The sequence below is a fragment of the Butyrivibrio proteoclasticus genome, assembly GCF_900115735.1.
Taxonomy (GTDB): domain Bacteria; phylum Bacillota; class Clostridia; order Lachnospirales; family Lachnospiraceae; genus Butyrivibrio; species Butyrivibrio proteoclasticus_B.
Window position 1 is genome coordinate 70,023 of the sequence record NZ_FOXO01000015.1, and the last position, 16,977, is coordinate 86,999.

Here is a 16,977-nt window from a genome sequence, read left to right on the forward strand (position 1 = left end):
TTACTGTTCAGTTGCTGACTAGTAACACTGCAAAGCCTTATTGGAGGACAGACATGGCATTAACTAATGCTCAATATGATGAAATAATGCATGAATATGAGGAAAGGCGCGCTCTTCACCGACAGGAGCTTGAGGACAGACAGCGATATGTCTATGAAACTGTCGAAGGCTATAAAGAGCTTGAAGACGAAACAGCTTCTGCCAGCGTATCTTTCGGTAAAAGACTTCTTTCCGGAGAGCGGCTTGACCGCTCTGTTCTTAAGCGCGAGCTTGAAGAGCTTGCAAGGCAAAAGCTTATTCTTTTAACTGAAGCAGGTTTTTCTTCAGATTATCTTGATATGGGTTATACCTGCCAGGACTGTAAGGATACTGGTTACATTGGCAATGAAAAGTGCCACTGTTTCAAACAGAAAATAATCGAAACACTCTATGATAAATCCAATTTAAGAATGCTTACAAAAAGCGCTAATTTCAGGCTTTTAACAGATAAATACTACCATGGTGAAGACTTAAAAAGATTCCATGGCGCAGTTAAAGCAGCTGAAGAATTTATAAATAATTTTTGTTCTGACTACCAAAATTTATTTATTTATGGTACAGTTGGTACTGGCAAATCTTTCCTTTCGGTTTGTATTGCCAATGAACTTCTAAAAAAAGGCCATTCGGTGATATATTTCAGCTCGATGGGATTATTTGAACTACTGGCTGAGAATTCATTTGACTATAAGAATAAGGGGGAACTTAGGGGGATCTATGAGGATTTGTACAATTGTGAGTTACTGATCATCGATGATCTGGGCACTGAACGTACAAATAGTTTTGTGGCTTCCGAGCTTTTCTCCTGTCTCAACGAACGCGACAACAGAAAAAAAGCGACGATCATTACCACAAATCTTTCTCTTGAACAATTGCAAAAAACTTACTCTGATAGAATTTTTTCAAGGATAACAAGTAATTTCAGATTCCTGAAACTTTCGGGTCAGGATATTAGAAATATAAAGAAAATTGCAAGAAAAGAAAGCGAGGATTTTCAGTAATGCCAAAAAGAGAAGAGAAACGTAATCTGGAGACTATTCCTGTTGGATCTCTAGGGATTATTCCACTTAAGGGAGTTCAGTCCCTTGCAGAGAAAGTCGATTACTATCTCGTAAAATGGAGAGCAGAAAGGGAGAACGAACACAAGGGTAGCCTTGCATTCACAGGCTATGAGCGTCCTTCTTATATCTTAGAAGCCGAGGTACCAAGGTTTGGAACCGGTGAAGCAAAGGGTGTGATCAGAACTTCAGTTCGTGGAGATGATCTATATCTTCTTGTAGATGTATGTAATTATTCACAGACCTATTCTCTTTTCGGACAAGAAAATCATATGTCTCCTGATGATCACTATCAGGATTTAAAAAGAATCATTGCAGCCGTTGGAGGCAAGGCAAGACGAATCACTGTAATCATGCCATTCCTCTACGAATCACGTCAGCATAAGAGAAGCTCAAGAGAGTCTCTTGACTGCGCTATTGCTCTTCAGGAACTTGTAAACATGGGTGTTGATAATATCATTACCTTTGATGCTCATGATCCTAGAGTTCAGAATGCTATTCCACTTAATGGTTTTGAAACCGTTCGTACAACATATCAGTTTATTAAAGCACTCCTTCGCAACGTTTGGGATCTTAAGATTGATTCAGATCACATGATGGTCATAAGCCCTGATGAAGGCGGAATGGGAAGAGCTATTTATTTAGCCAGCGTGCTTGGTCTTGATGTAGGAATGTTCTACAAGAGACGTGACTACACTCAGGTAGTAAATGGTCGTAACCCTATCGTATCTCACGAGTTCCTTGGAACAAGCGTTGAGGGCAAGTCAGTTATCATCGTAGACGACATGATCTCATCCGGTGAAAGCATGCTTGATGTCGCAAGAGCTCTTAAAGAACGCAAAGCTGCAAGAATCTACGCATTCTCAACATTTGGTTTATTTACAAGTGGTTTGGAAATTTTCGACAAAGCTTATGAAGAAGGTATCATCGACAGAGTATTTACTACTAACCTTGTTTATCAGACACCTGAGCTTCTCTCTCGTGAATGGTACATCAGCTGCGATATGAGTAAGTACATTGCATACCTTATTGATACACTTAACCACGATGCATCAATCAGTGATCTTCTTAACCCTGTAGAGCGTATCAACAATATCATTGAGCGCTACAACAGCGGAGAGCTTCGTGCCTCCCTTGAGGCTGAAAAAAAAATCTAAGTTTTTTTGCAAATAAACTACTTTCTTGCGAGTGGCATAAAATCCAGAAGTGCCCATAACTTCGGATAGATCTCGGAGTATTCGCAAAGACACAGTAAATATAAAATAATGCGCCTTGTTTTCTTTCATGCTTATTCAAAACAGAAAACAAGGCTTTTATTTTATATAAACTGTCTCTATTACTCATACTAAATCGCTCTATCCGAAGTTATGGGCACTTGTGGATTTATGGTTTACTACACATATAACGACTATTATTTTTGCAAAAAACAGCAGACGAACTGAAAGTGTAGGCATAGTGATGTGAACGATTTATTTTGAAATGATGATAAATGGATATAAATAAACCCACAAAAGACTTGTGTTCTGAATAAGTATGAAACAAGTCTTTTGTGGGTGTTTTATGTCCAATTTATCACATTGAAAAATATTAGAGTGAACAGGGCTATACCTACACTTTCAGCTCATCTGCGTCTGTTTACAAGAAGTTATGCTTTAAGGAAAAGACTCTTAATATCCACGAGTTTGTCTAGTCTTGCGTATAGTTTTCCACGGAGTTCTTCGTCGGGTTCTGTGAGGTCGGGGATCATGATGACGTTGCAACCTGCGGAATATGCACTGTTTACGCCGTTTGGAGAGTCTTCTACTGCGAAGGTTTCCTTTGGGGATAATCCAAGCTGGTCACAGGCATAGGCGTAAATATCGGGAGCAGGTTTTCCAAGTTCAACCATGTTGGCGCAAATTATCTTGTCGAAGTAGTCAAATAAATCTATTTTCTTAAGATAACGCTCTGCTCTTGGATATTCATTAGCTGTGGCAAGGGCTGTAAAGATCCCATTATCACGAAGCCACAACAGGATTTCTTTGGCACCGGGTTTTAGCGGAATACCATGTTCTTTTATAAGTTCTTCAACAAGCCCTTTTCTATACTCCCTTACCTTTGCATAATCAAAATCTTCTCCAAACACTTCCTTAAATCTCTTTGGTGCAAAAGGACGTCCAAGAGACCTGAGTTCAAGCGCAAAATCCTTTGGGGCTTCATATCCAAAATGTGCAAAAGCTTTTGGCCATGCTATCTGATAATACTTCTCTGTATCAGTAAGCGTACCATCCAAATCAAATATCACAGCTTTAATATCTTTAACTTGCATATCCACATTTCCTTACTTTTTTATCTGGCTTTTCCACAATTTTGGATAATTTAGAAACCTAAATTGTCATTAACAAGAATCACATGGATACGATCCTTGTGCCTTGAAAATCTTGTTATCAAGAACTGGCAGCAAATTGTATCAGGAGATTTACAATTCATGCATGAACCTGTCTTGGCGCAAGGAGTAGAAAGCCCAAAACGCTGTGCGTTTATCGGTGCTGCAACGTTTCTTGCTCGCTTCATTGCACCATCAACATCATCACAAATCTTGTTCATTCCAACTATGAAAAGAACATGCTTAGGTCCCTGAGCTATCGCAGAAACTCGATTGGAATTACCATCGATATTTACTATAACGCCATCTTCTGTCATAGCGTTGGCGCTAACAAGGAAATAATCAGCATCATAAGCTGCAAGCATTGCCGCACGCTTATCTTCCATGGCATCTCTGTCGATGAAGTTGTAGTTGCCTTTTTTCACTGCTTCTACGAGACCTATCTCATGAGCGCTCATTGCTCCGCCCATAGATACGCTGCTGCCTTCAGGAATAAGCTCCAGTGCCTTCTTAAGCGCTTCCTCTTTGGTAGCTGCATAGTAGCCTGTCATGTTTCTTGACTCAAGCCCCTTGATAACTTTTTGTGCCAACAATTCGTTTCTCTTAACAATATTCTCGTTCATAGCCTTCTCTCCTACTTTTATTCATGCACGATTTATCAGTTGTTTCAACTGAATGTAACCTCAAGCCAGTATTTATTATCTGTAAATACTACACATCTCTTTTGCCAAGAGACATTAACATCTTATCCCTGAAGACCTGATGACTGACGGATCATATCCTCAACAACAATGTCATATATCTCACCTATTGAATTGCAGTATTCAAGAACCTTCCAAGGCTCATTAGTATGAAAATGAATCTTAACAAGATCCTCATCACCGGCAGCAATGAGGGAATTACCCTCAATGTGCGCTGTGATATAATCTGCAATCTCATCCTCATCGAGATCCTCATCTCTTCTATCAATTAAAAGCTGTGTATCATATCTGTACGCAAACTGATCGTCCTCTGCATCAATGCTATTAATTGGTTCCATTTTTCCATTTCCTCCTTAAATTAAAGCCCTTTAAATGACATTACAAATGAAAGTTTCTTATCGTTTGGAAGAAGGAACTCTTCATGAGTTCTTGCTCCCCAACTATCATCACCTGCAATTCCCATCTGAACAAGGCTGCATCTTACAATAGTCTTAAATACTCTTGGAAGCTCATAAGGATGCTTAGCTGCCTCCAGTTCATCAGGTGTGTATGGAAGTGCACTGAAATTCATAGTCATTGGAGCTTCAAACAAAAGACCTCTGCCCTTTCTGTCTACAACCTTGGCCCATCTTACATCTGTTCTGTTACCTGTTTCCTGCGGAACAAGATAGCTCTCCATGGCATCTGTAGTAGAAGTCTTAAATACTCCGAGCTTTGCGCCTTTGTTTCTGTCGCAATAGTTCTCTTCAGGTCCGTTTCCATAATACTCGACATATTTGTAATCAGGGCTTATTCTGAACATCATTCCATATTCCGGCATTGGAGTAAGTCCCTTTACAGGTTCATAGTCTTCTTTTATCCAGACTCTTCCATCACCTGTTACTGTATAAGTCACGTCTACAGAAGAAGCAGGCGTTGTAGGAAGGAAGAATCTGTATGTTAAGCTAACACTGTTTTCCTCTTCCTTTATTACAGGGTATTTCTTTCTCTCTTCCTCTGATCCATTCACATAACCTGTGCTGTCCTCAACTATTGGGTAATGAGTCATATAGCTACTTGCGATCTTCCACTGAGCGTACCTCTGAGGCATCCTGTTTCCATTGTCGTTGTCAACAGGTGCTCTCCAGAAGTTAGGTCTTGGAACCATATCAAGCAGCTCTTTTCCCGCATAATTGTATGAAACAAGACCATGATCTCTTGAGAAAAGAACTGAGAAATGATTGCCCTTTACTCCAATATTAAATGAACCTTTTATCACTTTGATCTTAGCGCATGAAATGTATGTAGAGACAGCATTTCTAAATACGCCTTGTCCGAATGCAACTTCATGACCTCTCTCTGCCCAGCTTGTGTCATCGCGAAGCCTGAAGGAAACGGTTACCACATACTCATCTACCGGGAATGGACCGTTCTCATCATATGGATCAGTGCCCACAACAGCCATTCTGTTAACGATAGCTTCCGGAAGATCATAGGTCTTTTCAGATAACGGCTCAACGTCTGTTGCTATGAATCTTTCAAGGAGCTTTTTGCCATTTCTCTCAAGAGTTGCGACGCAGGTATATTCACTTGTATTGGTGAAAAGATTCTTATTTACAACCTTTACTTTTTCCTTTTCCACATAAACCTTGATGCTCTGGTAATTGAACTTAACCTCCTGCATCTTAGCATATTCTTTTCTCTGTCCATCTACTATTCCATTTCCGGAGAAATTGAAATCTGTAGGTCTCTCGCCGTGGTCTCCGCCGTATGCCTGGTATTCCTCTCCAAAGCAGTTACGGCTTCTGATGGACTGGTCGACATAATCCCAAATAAATCCGCCTTGGTATCTCTCCTCTCTGTCGGCAAGATCTGTATATTTGAACATACCTCCATTTGAGTTAGCCATGGCGTGTGTGTACTCGCAGCAGATAAATGGCTTGTCAGGGTGTTCTTTAAGGAACTTCTCTATGCTTGCAACAGAAGGATACATCTGGCTTTCCATATCGCTGGTGTCGTTGTAGGTTCTGTCGTGGCAGATTCCCTCATAGTGAACAAGTCTGTCAGGATCAAGCTTTCTAAAGAGCTGACTCATCTCAAATGGAACTTTTCCACCGTGAGACTCATTTCCGATAGACCAGATAAGTACTGATGGGTGGTTCTTATCAAGCTGGTAAGTTGTATTTACTCTGTCCAGCATAACAGCCATGCAGTTGTCCCTGCTACCTGGAATAGCGCCGGCAATGGCATCTTCCTGACTTGAAGCTGCAGACCAGCTTCCATGGGTCTCCATATTATTTTCGGCTATCATGTAAAGGCCATAGATATCGCAGAGCTCATATATCCTGGAAGAGTTCTGATAATGACTTGTTCTTATGGCATTTATATTATTCTTTTTCATGGTAAGGATATCTAAAAGAGTATCCTCATCTGATACTACACGTCCACTGTCGCAGGAAAATTCATGTCTGTTAACGCCTCTGAATACAATGCGCTTTCCGTTGATGAGCATAATACCGTTCTTCATTTCGAAACGTCTGAAGCCTACATTCTGACGGACAACTTCAAGATCCTCTCCGTCTTCACCTTTAATATGCAAAAGAAGCTGATAAAGCTGTGGATCCTCTGCACTCCAAAGAACCGGATTCTGAACCTTCTCAGAGATCACAACTTCCTTGTTATTGGCTACAGTTCCCTTAACTACAGGGTGATTGTTTCTAAGAAGCACGTAGTCAGTTGTTCCTACTGCCGCATTAGATTTAAGTGTCACTTCAAGCTCGGCTTCAGTAAGATCTTCGCTCATGATAGTTCTTACTTTAAGATCATCAAGATGAACAGCCGGAACAAGCTTTAAATATACATTTCTGTATATTCCTGAGAATCTAAAGAAATCCTGATCCTCCATCCAACTTCCTGATGTCCATTTATAAACCTGAACCGCCATTTTATTTGTTCCCTGCTTGATAAATGGTGTCAGGTCAAACTCTGATGGTGTAAAAGTATCTCCGCTATATCCAACATATGCCCCGTTGAGCCAAAGAGCATATCCGCTCTCAACGCCTTCAAATACTACGTGTATCTCTTTTCCATTCCAATCATATGGAACCTCAAAGTACTTCACATAACTTCCAACAGGATTGAACTGCTCAGGAATCTGTCCAAGTTCAATAGCCTCATGACCATCCCATGGATACTGTACGTTAATATATGCAGGAATGTCATAGCCTTCCATCTGCATATGTGCAGGAACATGAATATCATCCCAGAAATTGCAGTCATAGTCTTCCTTCTCAAAACCATCTATAGTAGCTCTGTAGTTTTTGGCGTAATGGAATTTCCAAAGACCGTTAAGTGAAAGCTTAAGTGAGCTGATTCCTGCCTCAAGCTCATCAGTTGAAGCATACGCAATGTGATCAGAATGTGCTGGCAACACATTCTCTTTAAAAAACTCCGGGTCTTTTACCCTGCTAAAATCAAAATTTGCCATAACTAATTAACCCTCCGTAATATAGGTAATAAAATGATTTCCGTCATTTTCAAAAAGCTCCGCGGAATCATTCATTCCATATTTATATACTGCTCCGTTCATTGGATCCATGAGAACTGTATTGAGCTCATTAAATCCAATTACCAGCATAGCATCCCCATTATTTAAAAGACATATCACAGGAATATCCTGATTTACATAGTAAAGCATCGAAGACAATGGACATCCATCCAGATCCAGGACTCTGGCATCAGTAAGTGAGTTCTCAAGAATCTGCTCAACACCCATTCCATTTGCCAAAAGACCTTCAACATCCCTATTGGTGCCTCTAAACTGAAGTACCAGGTCAAGACAAACGGCCACCGGATTCTGCGAAGTCATGTTCTCATAGCTCTCTGCCATTCTTGTTATAGCCATGATCTGATTGGATCTTAGGAGATTTCCTTTAATCCATATATACTCGTTGTTATCAGAAGTAACTACTCCCGGAGCATCATTGGCATCAAGAACTGCTTTTGCAGGACTTGCATATATCCGGACATCTCCGTTCAATCCATAAACATAGTAAAGCGGATTTTTGTCTATGTCCCTTTCTATCTTAATTTCTACATCCCTGTCACCCTCAAAAAGTGTCTGATTTGGAGTAAGAACTCTGAGCTGTTTGGATTTGATTTCTGACTTTGTAGTAATCTGAACTATCTTTTCAAAAACATCTACAGATGCCACATCTACTGTATTATTGCCACTTTCTACTTCCAACGTATTCATTATCTGATCGTCATAAGTGCTGACATAGCCACTGCCGTCCTCATTTTTTACAACTCTTGTTATCTTGAGCTGGTTTCCGTTTACAGTAACACCTGTAATATATATTCCTTCCGGTGAATATTTTTCCAGCAGATTTCCATCGCTATCCTCGATTTTCAGACAGTACATAGCGTAGATAGGATTGCCCATCTGGTCGTTCATAACATCCTGCTCATGGACAAGTCCATATACCAGATCCTCACCCATAAATCCCAAAAGAATTATGAAATCTCCTTCGTCAGCTGTAATCTCTGAAGTAGCTCTTGTATTAAGATTCATGAGCTGGAGACTCTTAAGATCATCTTTCTGCCATGCTATGACATTTTGAGATTCAGATATCTTGTACTGCCCTGTTCCAATGTCGTCAACTACAGACTTTCCGCTTTTTCCGATCAAATCAATCTCATAAACGTTCTGATCAAGCATACAATAGAACATCTCATTGTTACTTGAATATGCAAGCCTGTCAAAATAGCTCATGAGTATTTCCGGAGAGCTCGTACTTTTTACAAAAATCTGTTCTTCCACTGCATTTAAAGAGGAATTATAGTCATATACAGCTATTCCTACTTCTCCCTCATGTATTCCTCTGTTCATGTAACCGGCTACCGCAAATTTAACATTTCCGGCTTCATCTACATTAAGAATCTTAATAAGATTCTTATTCCATCTGGTTCTTATGTCATCGTTGTCACCATCATAGAAACCAAAGATATAAGCAAGTCTGTTCTCGGAATTATTGAAAGCATATAATCTGTTCTCACTGACAAAAGCAAATGCAGTTCCACTGGCGCTCTCCCTGAATTCTATATCAGAATCTTCAATTCCGAGAGAAATACTATTTTTACCCACTGAATATGAATTATAGTCAAAGATAAAATTCATGGTTCTCTCAAAATTCAACAGATAAAGCCTGTCAGTGGTATATCTTACACGATAGTCCTCAACCACGTTATAAGCTCTTGTGTAATTTCCATCTTTTAGAGCAACTCTGTACTGAAGCTCAATACAAGCCGTCTGTGAATGAATATCCGTTATGTACACTTCAGGAGTCGTATGTTTTGTGATATTGAGTTCCCCCCATGTCACCTGACTAAAACTGCTATGGATATTTACCTTGTTAAAAGAAGTATTGTCTCCTTCTGAATTGGATTCAAGGTACTTCGAATATTCTTTTGCCTCAGTCTTGCTAAAGGTCGCTTCGGAGAAACCAAGAACAAAGGATAAACATTCATCAAGATTGTATTTACTGCCACTTTCCTCCCAGACAACCCTTGTATAATATCTGACCGTACCGTTATCGGTTTCCATGACAAAAACAAGCATGTATTCTGTATCAGCTGTAATCAGATCTTTCAGCTGTATGTTTCCTGTTATGTAATCATTGTCCTCAGCGTAGTCAGTAATCGGCGTATTCTCAATAAGTCTGTTGCCATCAATACTTCTAAGCTCAAAACCAATGTTCCAAACATTGCTGCCAAAGGTATTTATCTTAAATGAAAAGCTCCTGTCACCTCCAACAGGAAAAACAGTACCTCTCATATAATTCACATCAATGTCAGACAGATATCCGTGGAGAGGATTGACATCTCCTTCATCGGTTACAAGCGTAACCACAGGAAGTGTTGCAGGCTGCATTCTTGCGGTCATATCCGCATTGTCACCATTTGATAACTTGCTCAGTGCAAACACTGCTATTACGAATATTGCTATGGCATATATAGTTTTAATTATCGTAATTTTAATTAAATTATCTCGCATAATTGACTTTCATTTTTAATAATAGTAAGATTTTTGCAAAAGGAGGGCCCCTTATGGAAATACCCATTCTTTATCGTAAACGCTTTATCCCGGATGAATGCCTTGAACTCAAAGAGGACGTCATCCTTGATCAAACTGATTCTTTCATTGTTACTAAGTGGAGCACCATTCACCAAAGGTGCGACTTATCTCACGGTTATTCCTGTTATTATTTGGATCGCGGTTATAAGGTAAGCAAGTTCCTTAAAGATGATGGTTCTCTGCTTTGCTGGTACTGCGATATTATTACCTATGACTATAATAAAGCTAATAACAAGCTCTTAGTTATAGATCTTTTAGCCGATGTAAAAGTATATCCCAACGGACTTATTAAGGTCGTAGATCTTGATGAGCTCTCAGAAGCTTTTGAGAAAAGACTCATCGATGAGAATCTTCTTAAAAAGAGCCTGCTCACATTGAACAGACTCTTAAATGAAATCTACGATCATGGCATTGAGTCCCTGATAGCTCCAATTGAAAACATAATTGCCAAAAATAATCAGTAAAAAACGTGACCTCCGATGTTAATGCCTGAAAGACCAGGTACAGGAGTTCTGAAATAAACACAGTTCCCGACATTAGAGTAACCTGTCATTGCCTCATCTGCAGCCTGATAGCAGGATGCTGAAGCTCTTCCTTCTGCAAGTGCAAGCGCAAGTCTTCCGCTTGCAACAGGTGAAAACTGTTTGTTCTGATAGATGACTCCTACTACAGTATCAGGATACACGGAACTAAGTACTCTATTTATTACTACAGCGCCTACCGCAACTTTTCCTTCATAGGGTTCAGATCCGGCCTCACAATATATAAGATTAGCCAAAAGATACCTGTCTCCCTCAGCAAAAGTCACTTCCGAAATATCTCTCCACTTAGAAGCAGCTGCCAGTTTTGAAAGACGCATTTCTTCTGCGAGCTTTGCTTCAAGTGCCTTTATATCAGCTTCCTGCGCTTTGATCTGCGCCTCAAGCTCTTCTGCTTTTGCCTCCGCATCGGAAATATCATTAGAATACTGCTTTATGGATCCGGAAGTCTGACTTACAAGTCCCGAAACTCTGCTCTGCTCAGCCTTTTCTTTTAACTGATATTCTTCAAGCTGATTCATTTCCTCCTCGAGGGATGCTTCTTTTTCCTCAATGAGCTTTCTGGTTGCAATATACTCTTCGAACTTCCTCTTATCATAAGAGGACAACTCCTCGATAAAATGGTTCTGATTGAGAAAGTCAGCAAAGCTTCCGGCACTGAGAATCATATCCCAAAATACAAAGTTCTGTTTCTCATAAATAAACTGAACTCTCTTTTTCATGGATGAATATTGATATGCTTCAGTATTTCTCGCAGCTTCAAGCTCTGCCAAAGTATTTTCTATATCAGTTTCTTTATCATTAATCTGCTCTTCAATCTCAGCCAAATTGTTGCTCACTTCACTTAGCTGATTATTGAGTGAATTCAACTGTCCCTGAAGAGAAGATTTTTCTTCATTCATCTCCGCAATATCATCTTTTGTGTTGTTAAGTTCGTCCTGTGACTGCTGCTTTTTTTCTTTTGCTTCTTCAAGCTGTTGCTTTGTTGACTGCGTAGCTAAGCCTTTAATAGGAAAAAACGTCAGCGCCATTAAACAAGAAGATGCTACCAGAGCAAAAAACAAAGCGCCCTTTCTATATTTAGTTGTTATACCCCTGTCCCCTCTTTTTTTCATGCCGTTTTTTTATGGTCAAATTGTAATTTTTATACTTCTGCCACTGGGTTGATACTGATAATACCTTACTCCTGCTGCATCAAACATCTTCTTTGATGCTCTTGTCGATGCAGAAGAGCTATACTTATCGCTGTCATAAACGACTGTCTTTATGCCAGCCTGAATAATAGCCTTTGCGCACTCGTTACACGGAAAAAGAGATACATAAATCTTGGAACCCACAAGGCTTCCCCCCCTGTAATTAAGGATTGCATTGAGCTCGCTGTGTGTAACAAAAGGATATTTAGTTGAAAGCTCATCCTCTCCGTCACGTTCCCAAGGAAAGTCTTCATCAGCGCAGCCCTTAGGGAAACCGTTGTAACCCATGGAAAGGATATTGTTGTCCTCTGATACTATGCAACTACCCACCTGTGTGTTAGGGTCTTTGGATCTGAGCGCCGCTAGCTTTGCAACACCCATGAAATACTCATCCCAAGATATGTAGTCCTCTCTTTTCATGCGTCCTCCTTGAATCTTACTTGGTGCCAAAGATGCGGTCACCCGCATCGCCGAGTCCTGGTACGATGTAGCCATGCTCGTTGAGCTTCTCATCCAGTGAACCTACGTAAATATCTACATCAGGATGTGCCTCCTGCATTGCCTTAAGTCCTTCAGGAGCTGCAATTATGCACATGAAGTGGATGTGGCTGCATCCTCTGTCCTTAAGCATCTGAATTGCTGCAACGGATGAACCGCCTGTAGCAAGCATAGGATCTACTACGAAAATCTCTCTTTCTGAAATGTCAGCAGGCATCTTGCAGTAATACTCAACAGGCTTAAGTGTCTCAGGATCTCTGTAAAGACCAATATGTCCAACCTTTGCTGCAGGAATAAGTGCAAGCATACCGTCAACCATTCCAAGGCCCGCTCTTAAAATAGGTACTACGCAAAGCTTTCTGCCCTTAAGTTCCTTAACTGTTGTCTTACAAATAGGTGTCTGAATTTCAACATCCTTAAGATTAAGATCTCTGGTTGCTTCATAGCAGATAAGCATTGCTATTTCGCTTATAGTCTGTCTGAAATCCTTTGTTCCTGTTTCAACTCTCCTGATCATTCCAATCTTGTGCTGAATCAGCGGATGATCCATAATAACTACTTTTCCCATATCTTCCTCCTGGTATGTTTTTTATTAATCTTCTATTTTTGATATTCTGCGACTGTGCTTTTCCAACTCTGAAAAAGGTGTGTCTAAAAATGTATCAACAATTTCAAGTGCCTGCACTTTTCCAATCATGCCACCGCCCATAGCAAGCATATTTGCATCATTGTGTTCTCTTGTAAGTCTGGCTGTCGTCTTTTCAGAGCAAAGAGCGCATCTGATTCCCTTAACCTTATTGGCAACAATGGAGATACCAATTCCTGTAGTACAGATAACGATTCCTCTGTCACACTCACCACTTGCAACAGCTTCTGCAGCTGCTTTTCCAAAATCAGGATAGTCGCATGAGTTCAGATCATATGTACCAAAATCCTTAAACTCAAGTCCTCTCTCCTCAAGATGCTTCTTTACAGCCTCTTTAAGTTCAAATCCACCGTGATCACTACCTAATGCTATCATTTTCACACCATCCCTTACTATTATAATACAGTCATCCCAATGTCAAAAGAACCACTTATAGCACAATGACATTGTGACCTGCTGCTTTTAAAAGCCTGTTCATTATAGCCTGACCAATTCCATTTTCATCAAATGATTCAGAAAACATCACATCAACATTCTCATCATCAAACTCTCTTAATACCTTGAAAAGCTCATGGGCTATCGTGCTTTCATCATCCCTGTTTCCAACGCTCTTTACTATATCAGCTTCATATAGATTTTTAGTTGAATCTGTTCCTATTATTCCAACTTTTTTGCCTTCAGCTCTTGCCTCTTTTGCCTTGGTATTGATATACTCAATTACTTTTTCCTGGCTCCCTTGAACTATTGCAAGGTCTCCCTTTGGAGCGTAGTGTTTGTATTTCATCCCGGGAGCCTTTGGCTTCTGAGTTGAAGTGCTGTCTATTATAGTCCTATCAATTGAAATAGTTCCAAGAACCTCTATTAGCATATCTGCTGTAATGTAACCCGGCCTTAAAATCATTGGCTCGTCACTTGTAAGGTCTACGATAGTTGACTCAAGTCCTATTCCAACCTGCCCTCCGTCAATTATCATTTCAATTTTACCTGCGAGGTCTTCCACACAGTACCTCGCAACCGTAGGGCTCGGACGTCCTGAAGTATTGGCACTTGGTGCTGCTATATATCCACCGGCAGCATCAATAAGTCCAAGAGCTATCTTGTTGTTAGGCATTCTGATTGCCACAGTATCAAGTCCACCTGTAGTCTCATAGGGAACCTTGTCATTTTTGTTCATTATCATTGTAAGGGGTCCCGGCCAAAAGGCTGCTGCAAGCTTTTTAGCAGCTTCAGGAACTTCTTTTACGATCTTTTCAACATCGTCCATATTTGAAACATGGACTATAAGCGGATTGTCAGATGGTCTTCCCTTTGCTGCGTATATTTTTTTAGAAGACTCAGGGTTAAGGGCATTTCCGCCAAGCCCATAAACTGTCTCGGTAGGGAATGCTACCAGACCGCCATTTTTCATGATATCTCCGGCTCTTTTCAGCTGTTTTTTGGCTTCTTCGTCTATATTACTTTCTTCTATAACTACAACTTCTGTTTCCACTTTTTTATTCCTCTACAAACTCAGCAATTTCATCCCATACATCGCTGGTCTCCATACCAATTGCCCATTCAGCAATTCCGGCAATGCCGCTTGCTCTCATGGCATCAATCTTTTGACCTATTGAAGTAGCATCCTCCATCCATATCTGATTAAAGGTTCCGTCAGATGATGTAAACTCACCGTAGTTCTGGCCTGCCTCTGAATCCCACTCCATAGCGATTGAATGACTGCTGATATACTCTTTTGCAACCTTCATTGATACGGCTTCGCTTGAAAGAACTCCGCCTGATGTATGCCATATTCTGGTATAGAAAGGCACTGCATTGATAACCTTGGAAGCATCAACCTCTTTTAAAGTATTGATGATTCCATTTTCCACATACGATAAAGAAGCAACTGAACCAGCCTCTGCAGAACCTGCATAATGCTCGTCATATCCCATGATAACACAATAGTCAGCAACAGTTCCCTGCTCTTCAAGATCATAATAATCGTTGAAATTCATAGGCACATAGTTATCTATTGAAAAGACAAGTCCTGCTTTTCTGCAGGCAATTGAAAGCTCTCTGACCAGTTCCACAAAAGACTGGCCGTCTTCTGCTGCCACTGTCTCAAAGTCAAGGTTAACGCCGTCTGCTCCGACTTCCAAAGTCCTTGCAACTACGTTTTCTATAAAGTTTGCTCTGCTGCTTGCATGGGTTATAACTTCTGAAGTGGAAAACCCGTCTCCGCCTGTGAAGTTATCCACAAGGGCCCATACTTCAATGCCCATATTGTGGGCTGAAGTAACATAAGCTGCAGAAGCAATGCTATTAATATTACCATCGTTATCTTTAAGCGCAAACCATGTAGGGCAAAGAACATTTATCTTTTTGGTATTCTCGATATAAGCGATAAGTGTTTCATTTCCGGCATAACCTCCGATATTATGGAATCCTAAGTTTATCTTATGTTCTCTTGTAAGCGAAGTGTATTCTTCCGGGGTATAATCAGTTACAGGAATAGGACTAAATGTTGTTTCGTTTTCAAGTCTCTTTTTCTCAACATATCCTATGTAAGAATCTGCGCTCTTTACCTTCACCCAGTCCTCAAGCTCTTCGAGGATAACAACCGTGTCTCCTGCAGAAAGCTCCTCAAGGATCTCACTCTTTACACCGCCGCGCTTTCTGAGCTGAGTATTCTTCTTAATAGTAGCTATCTGCTGATCCTCCCAGCTTGTTGTAAGCTGTATGTGATTAGGTTCGGTAAAAGCTTCGTAAGAAAAGTTGGTATATTTTTTTACATAATCAAGAGCGACAAGGAAAGTATCACCCTCCATTCTTGATATGATATAACCTTCGTCACCAGAGTCACCGTCTGAATCCGACCAGCTGGATGTTCCAATTTCACTTGTTATTATCTTTGTAGCTGTTGTATAAACAATTGTGCCATCTGCCTGTCCATAGTAGAATCTGTCGTTTAAATACTTCTGAACCGAATCAAAATCCATGTAATAAGTATCATCTATAAGAAATGCTCTCTCACCTATTCTTTCATTCCCAAGAATAATAGCAACATCACTATCACCTGCTATATCAAAATACTCGTTCAGATCTGCTTTTTCGGTGCTGTAAGAGTAATGCTTATACACAATCTGAAGTGCATAGATTCCTCCGATAATAAAAATAAGGGCGATTATAATAATCGCCGGAATCACCTTTTTCTTCATGTTCTAGCTCCTTTACAATCGCCCTATATTATATCAAACAATTAATCCTACGTCATTATGAAAGTACCTTATCCAATCATTACGTTTTATGTATGTTCATGGCGGGGTAGCCTCTTTATACAATTGATTGTTTTTTTGGATTTCAAAAGCCAAAAGGATTTTAATATGTGATAATTCCTTATCTTTATGCTTCGATATATTTCTTCCAAATTGACATATATTAATACGGTAAGATGCCAATGCCAAACCCTGTATTGTAACCATATCTTCTTATACAAAATATGGTATAATAGTATTAGGAAATACTATATGTGTTAATGCTCTTTGTTGTTGGTAAAAATTTACTTGTTAATTGGGGATTTTATTTCGAAACTAAACATAAGACATCTATGACTAAGTCATAGAAAAAAAGAATAGTAGAAAATAAATGATACCCTTGATTAACCGCCTCCCTTCCGGATTCATATCCTCGGCGAGGCATCTCACAAGAAATTATATTATCAACAAATTCTTAAGAAATACCATCGAAAATTCTTAAGATTTTCTTAAGATTTAAGTTGCATAAAACCTATTGTATATCTTTAAATTAAATAGTAAAATAAGCCGATATAAGTATTGACATAGAATAC

Annotated in this window: 14 protein-coding genes; 3 read left to right on the forward strand and 11 right to left on the reverse strand. The window is 39.9% G+C overall.

The genetic code is table 11. The features are described 5' to 3' along the window. Positions 1–53: 53 nt before the first annotated feature. Together BM146_RS10565 and BM146_RS10570 are read left to right on the forward strand one after the other, a co-directional pair. Entirely contained in the window at positions 54–1,037 is a 984-nt protein-coding gene (locus BM146_RS10565; protein WP_074888413.1) for an ATP-binding protein, read from the forward strand. After that, a complete protein-coding gene (locus BM146_RS10570) occupies positions 1,037–2,251 on the forward strand; it encodes a ribose-phosphate pyrophosphokinase (protein ID WP_022775227.1) in 1,215 nt (404 codons plus the stop codon). The genes BM146_RS10565 and BM146_RS10570 overlap by 1 nt, the downstream gene beginning before the upstream one ends. Positions 2,252–2,739: 488 nt before the next feature. Here the strand turns inward: BM146_RS10570 and BM146_RS10575 are convergent, their stop codons facing one another. From BM146_RS10575 to BM146_RS10595, 5 genes are all read right to left on the reverse strand, one after another. Further along, entirely contained in the window at positions 2,740–3,402 is a 663-nt protein-coding gene (locus BM146_RS10575; protein WP_074888417.1) for an HAD family hydrolase, read from the reverse strand. Between the two features lie 50 nt (positions 3,403–3,452). Further along, positions 3,453–4,082 (reverse strand): lactate utilization protein, encoded by a 630-nt coding sequence (locus BM146_RS10580; protein WP_022775230.1) that lies wholly within the window; start codon positions 4,080–4,082, stop codon positions 3,453–3,455. A 122-nt stretch (positions 4,083–4,204) separates the two neighbouring features. Next, positions 4,205–4,498 carry a hypothetical protein gene (locus BM146_RS10585; protein WP_074888421.1) on the reverse strand — a complete coding sequence of 98 codons (294 nt, stop codon included), beginning with the start codon at positions 4,496–4,498 and terminating at the stop codon, positions 4,205–4,207. Between the two features lie 20 nt (positions 4,499–4,518). Further along, positions 4,519–7,626, reverse strand: coding sequence for a beta-galactosidase, LacZ type (locus BM146_RS10590; protein WP_074888424.1), 3,108 nt, complete (start codon positions 7,624–7,626; stop codon positions 4,519–4,521). 6 nt (positions 7,627–7,632) lie between these two features. After that, entirely contained in the window at positions 7,633–10,194 is a 2,562-nt protein-coding gene (locus BM146_RS10595; RefSeq protein ID WP_083413495.1) for a hypothetical protein, read from the reverse strand. A 53-nt stretch (positions 10,195–10,247) separates the two neighbouring features. On the opposite strand from BM146_RS10595, the gene BM146_RS10600 reads away from it, so the two are divergent. After that, entirely contained in the window at positions 10,248–10,739 is a 492-nt protein-coding gene (locus tag BM146_RS10600; RefSeq protein WP_074888427.1) for a ribonuclease FAU-1 family protein, read from the forward strand. Here the strand turns inward: BM146_RS10600 and BM146_RS10605 are convergent. Genes BM146_RS10605 through BM146_RS10630 form a run of 6 tightly spaced genes read right to left on the reverse strand, consistent with a single transcriptional unit; the run spans position 10,733 to position 16,348 of the window. Continuing rightward, a complete protein-coding gene (locus tag BM146_RS10605; protein WP_074888429.1) occupies positions 10,733–11,929 on the reverse strand; it encodes a cell wall hydrolase in 1,197 nt (398 codons plus the stop codon). The two genes, BM146_RS10600 and BM146_RS10605, sit on opposite strands and share 7 nt — an antisense overlap. Positions 11,930–11,944: 15 nt before the next feature. Beyond that, a complete protein-coding gene (locus BM146_RS10610) occupies positions 11,945–12,427 on the reverse strand; it encodes a deoxycytidylate deaminase (RefSeq protein ID WP_022775238.1) in 483 nt (160 codons plus the stop codon). Positions 12,428–12,443: 16 nt separating this feature from the next. Next, entirely contained in the window at positions 12,444–13,073 is a 630-nt protein-coding gene (upp, locus tag BM146_RS10615; RefSeq protein WP_022775239.1) for a uracil phosphoribosyltransferase, read from the reverse strand. A gap of 24 nt (positions 13,074–13,097) precedes the next feature. After that, the gene (gene rpiB / locus BM146_RS10620) at positions 13,098–13,526 is read right to left on the reverse strand and encodes a ribose 5-phosphate isomerase B (protein ID WP_074888432.1); all 429 of its coding nucleotides are present in this window, start codon (positions 13,524–13,526) and stop codon (positions 13,098–13,100) included. A 55-nt stretch (positions 13,527–13,581) separates the two neighbouring features. After that, positions 13,582–14,640 (reverse strand): L-threonylcarbamoyladenylate synthase, encoded by a 1,059-nt coding sequence (locus BM146_RS10625; protein ID WP_074888435.1) that lies wholly within the window; start codon positions 14,638–14,640, stop codon positions 13,582–13,584. A gap of 4 nt (positions 14,641–14,644) precedes the next feature. Then, positions 14,645–16,348, reverse strand: a complete 1,704-nt coding sequence (locus BM146_RS10630) for a glycosyl hydrolase family 18 protein (RefSeq protein WP_074888438.1) — start codon at positions 16,346–16,348, stop codon at positions 14,645–14,647. Positions 16,349–16,977 lie beyond the last annotated feature (629 nt).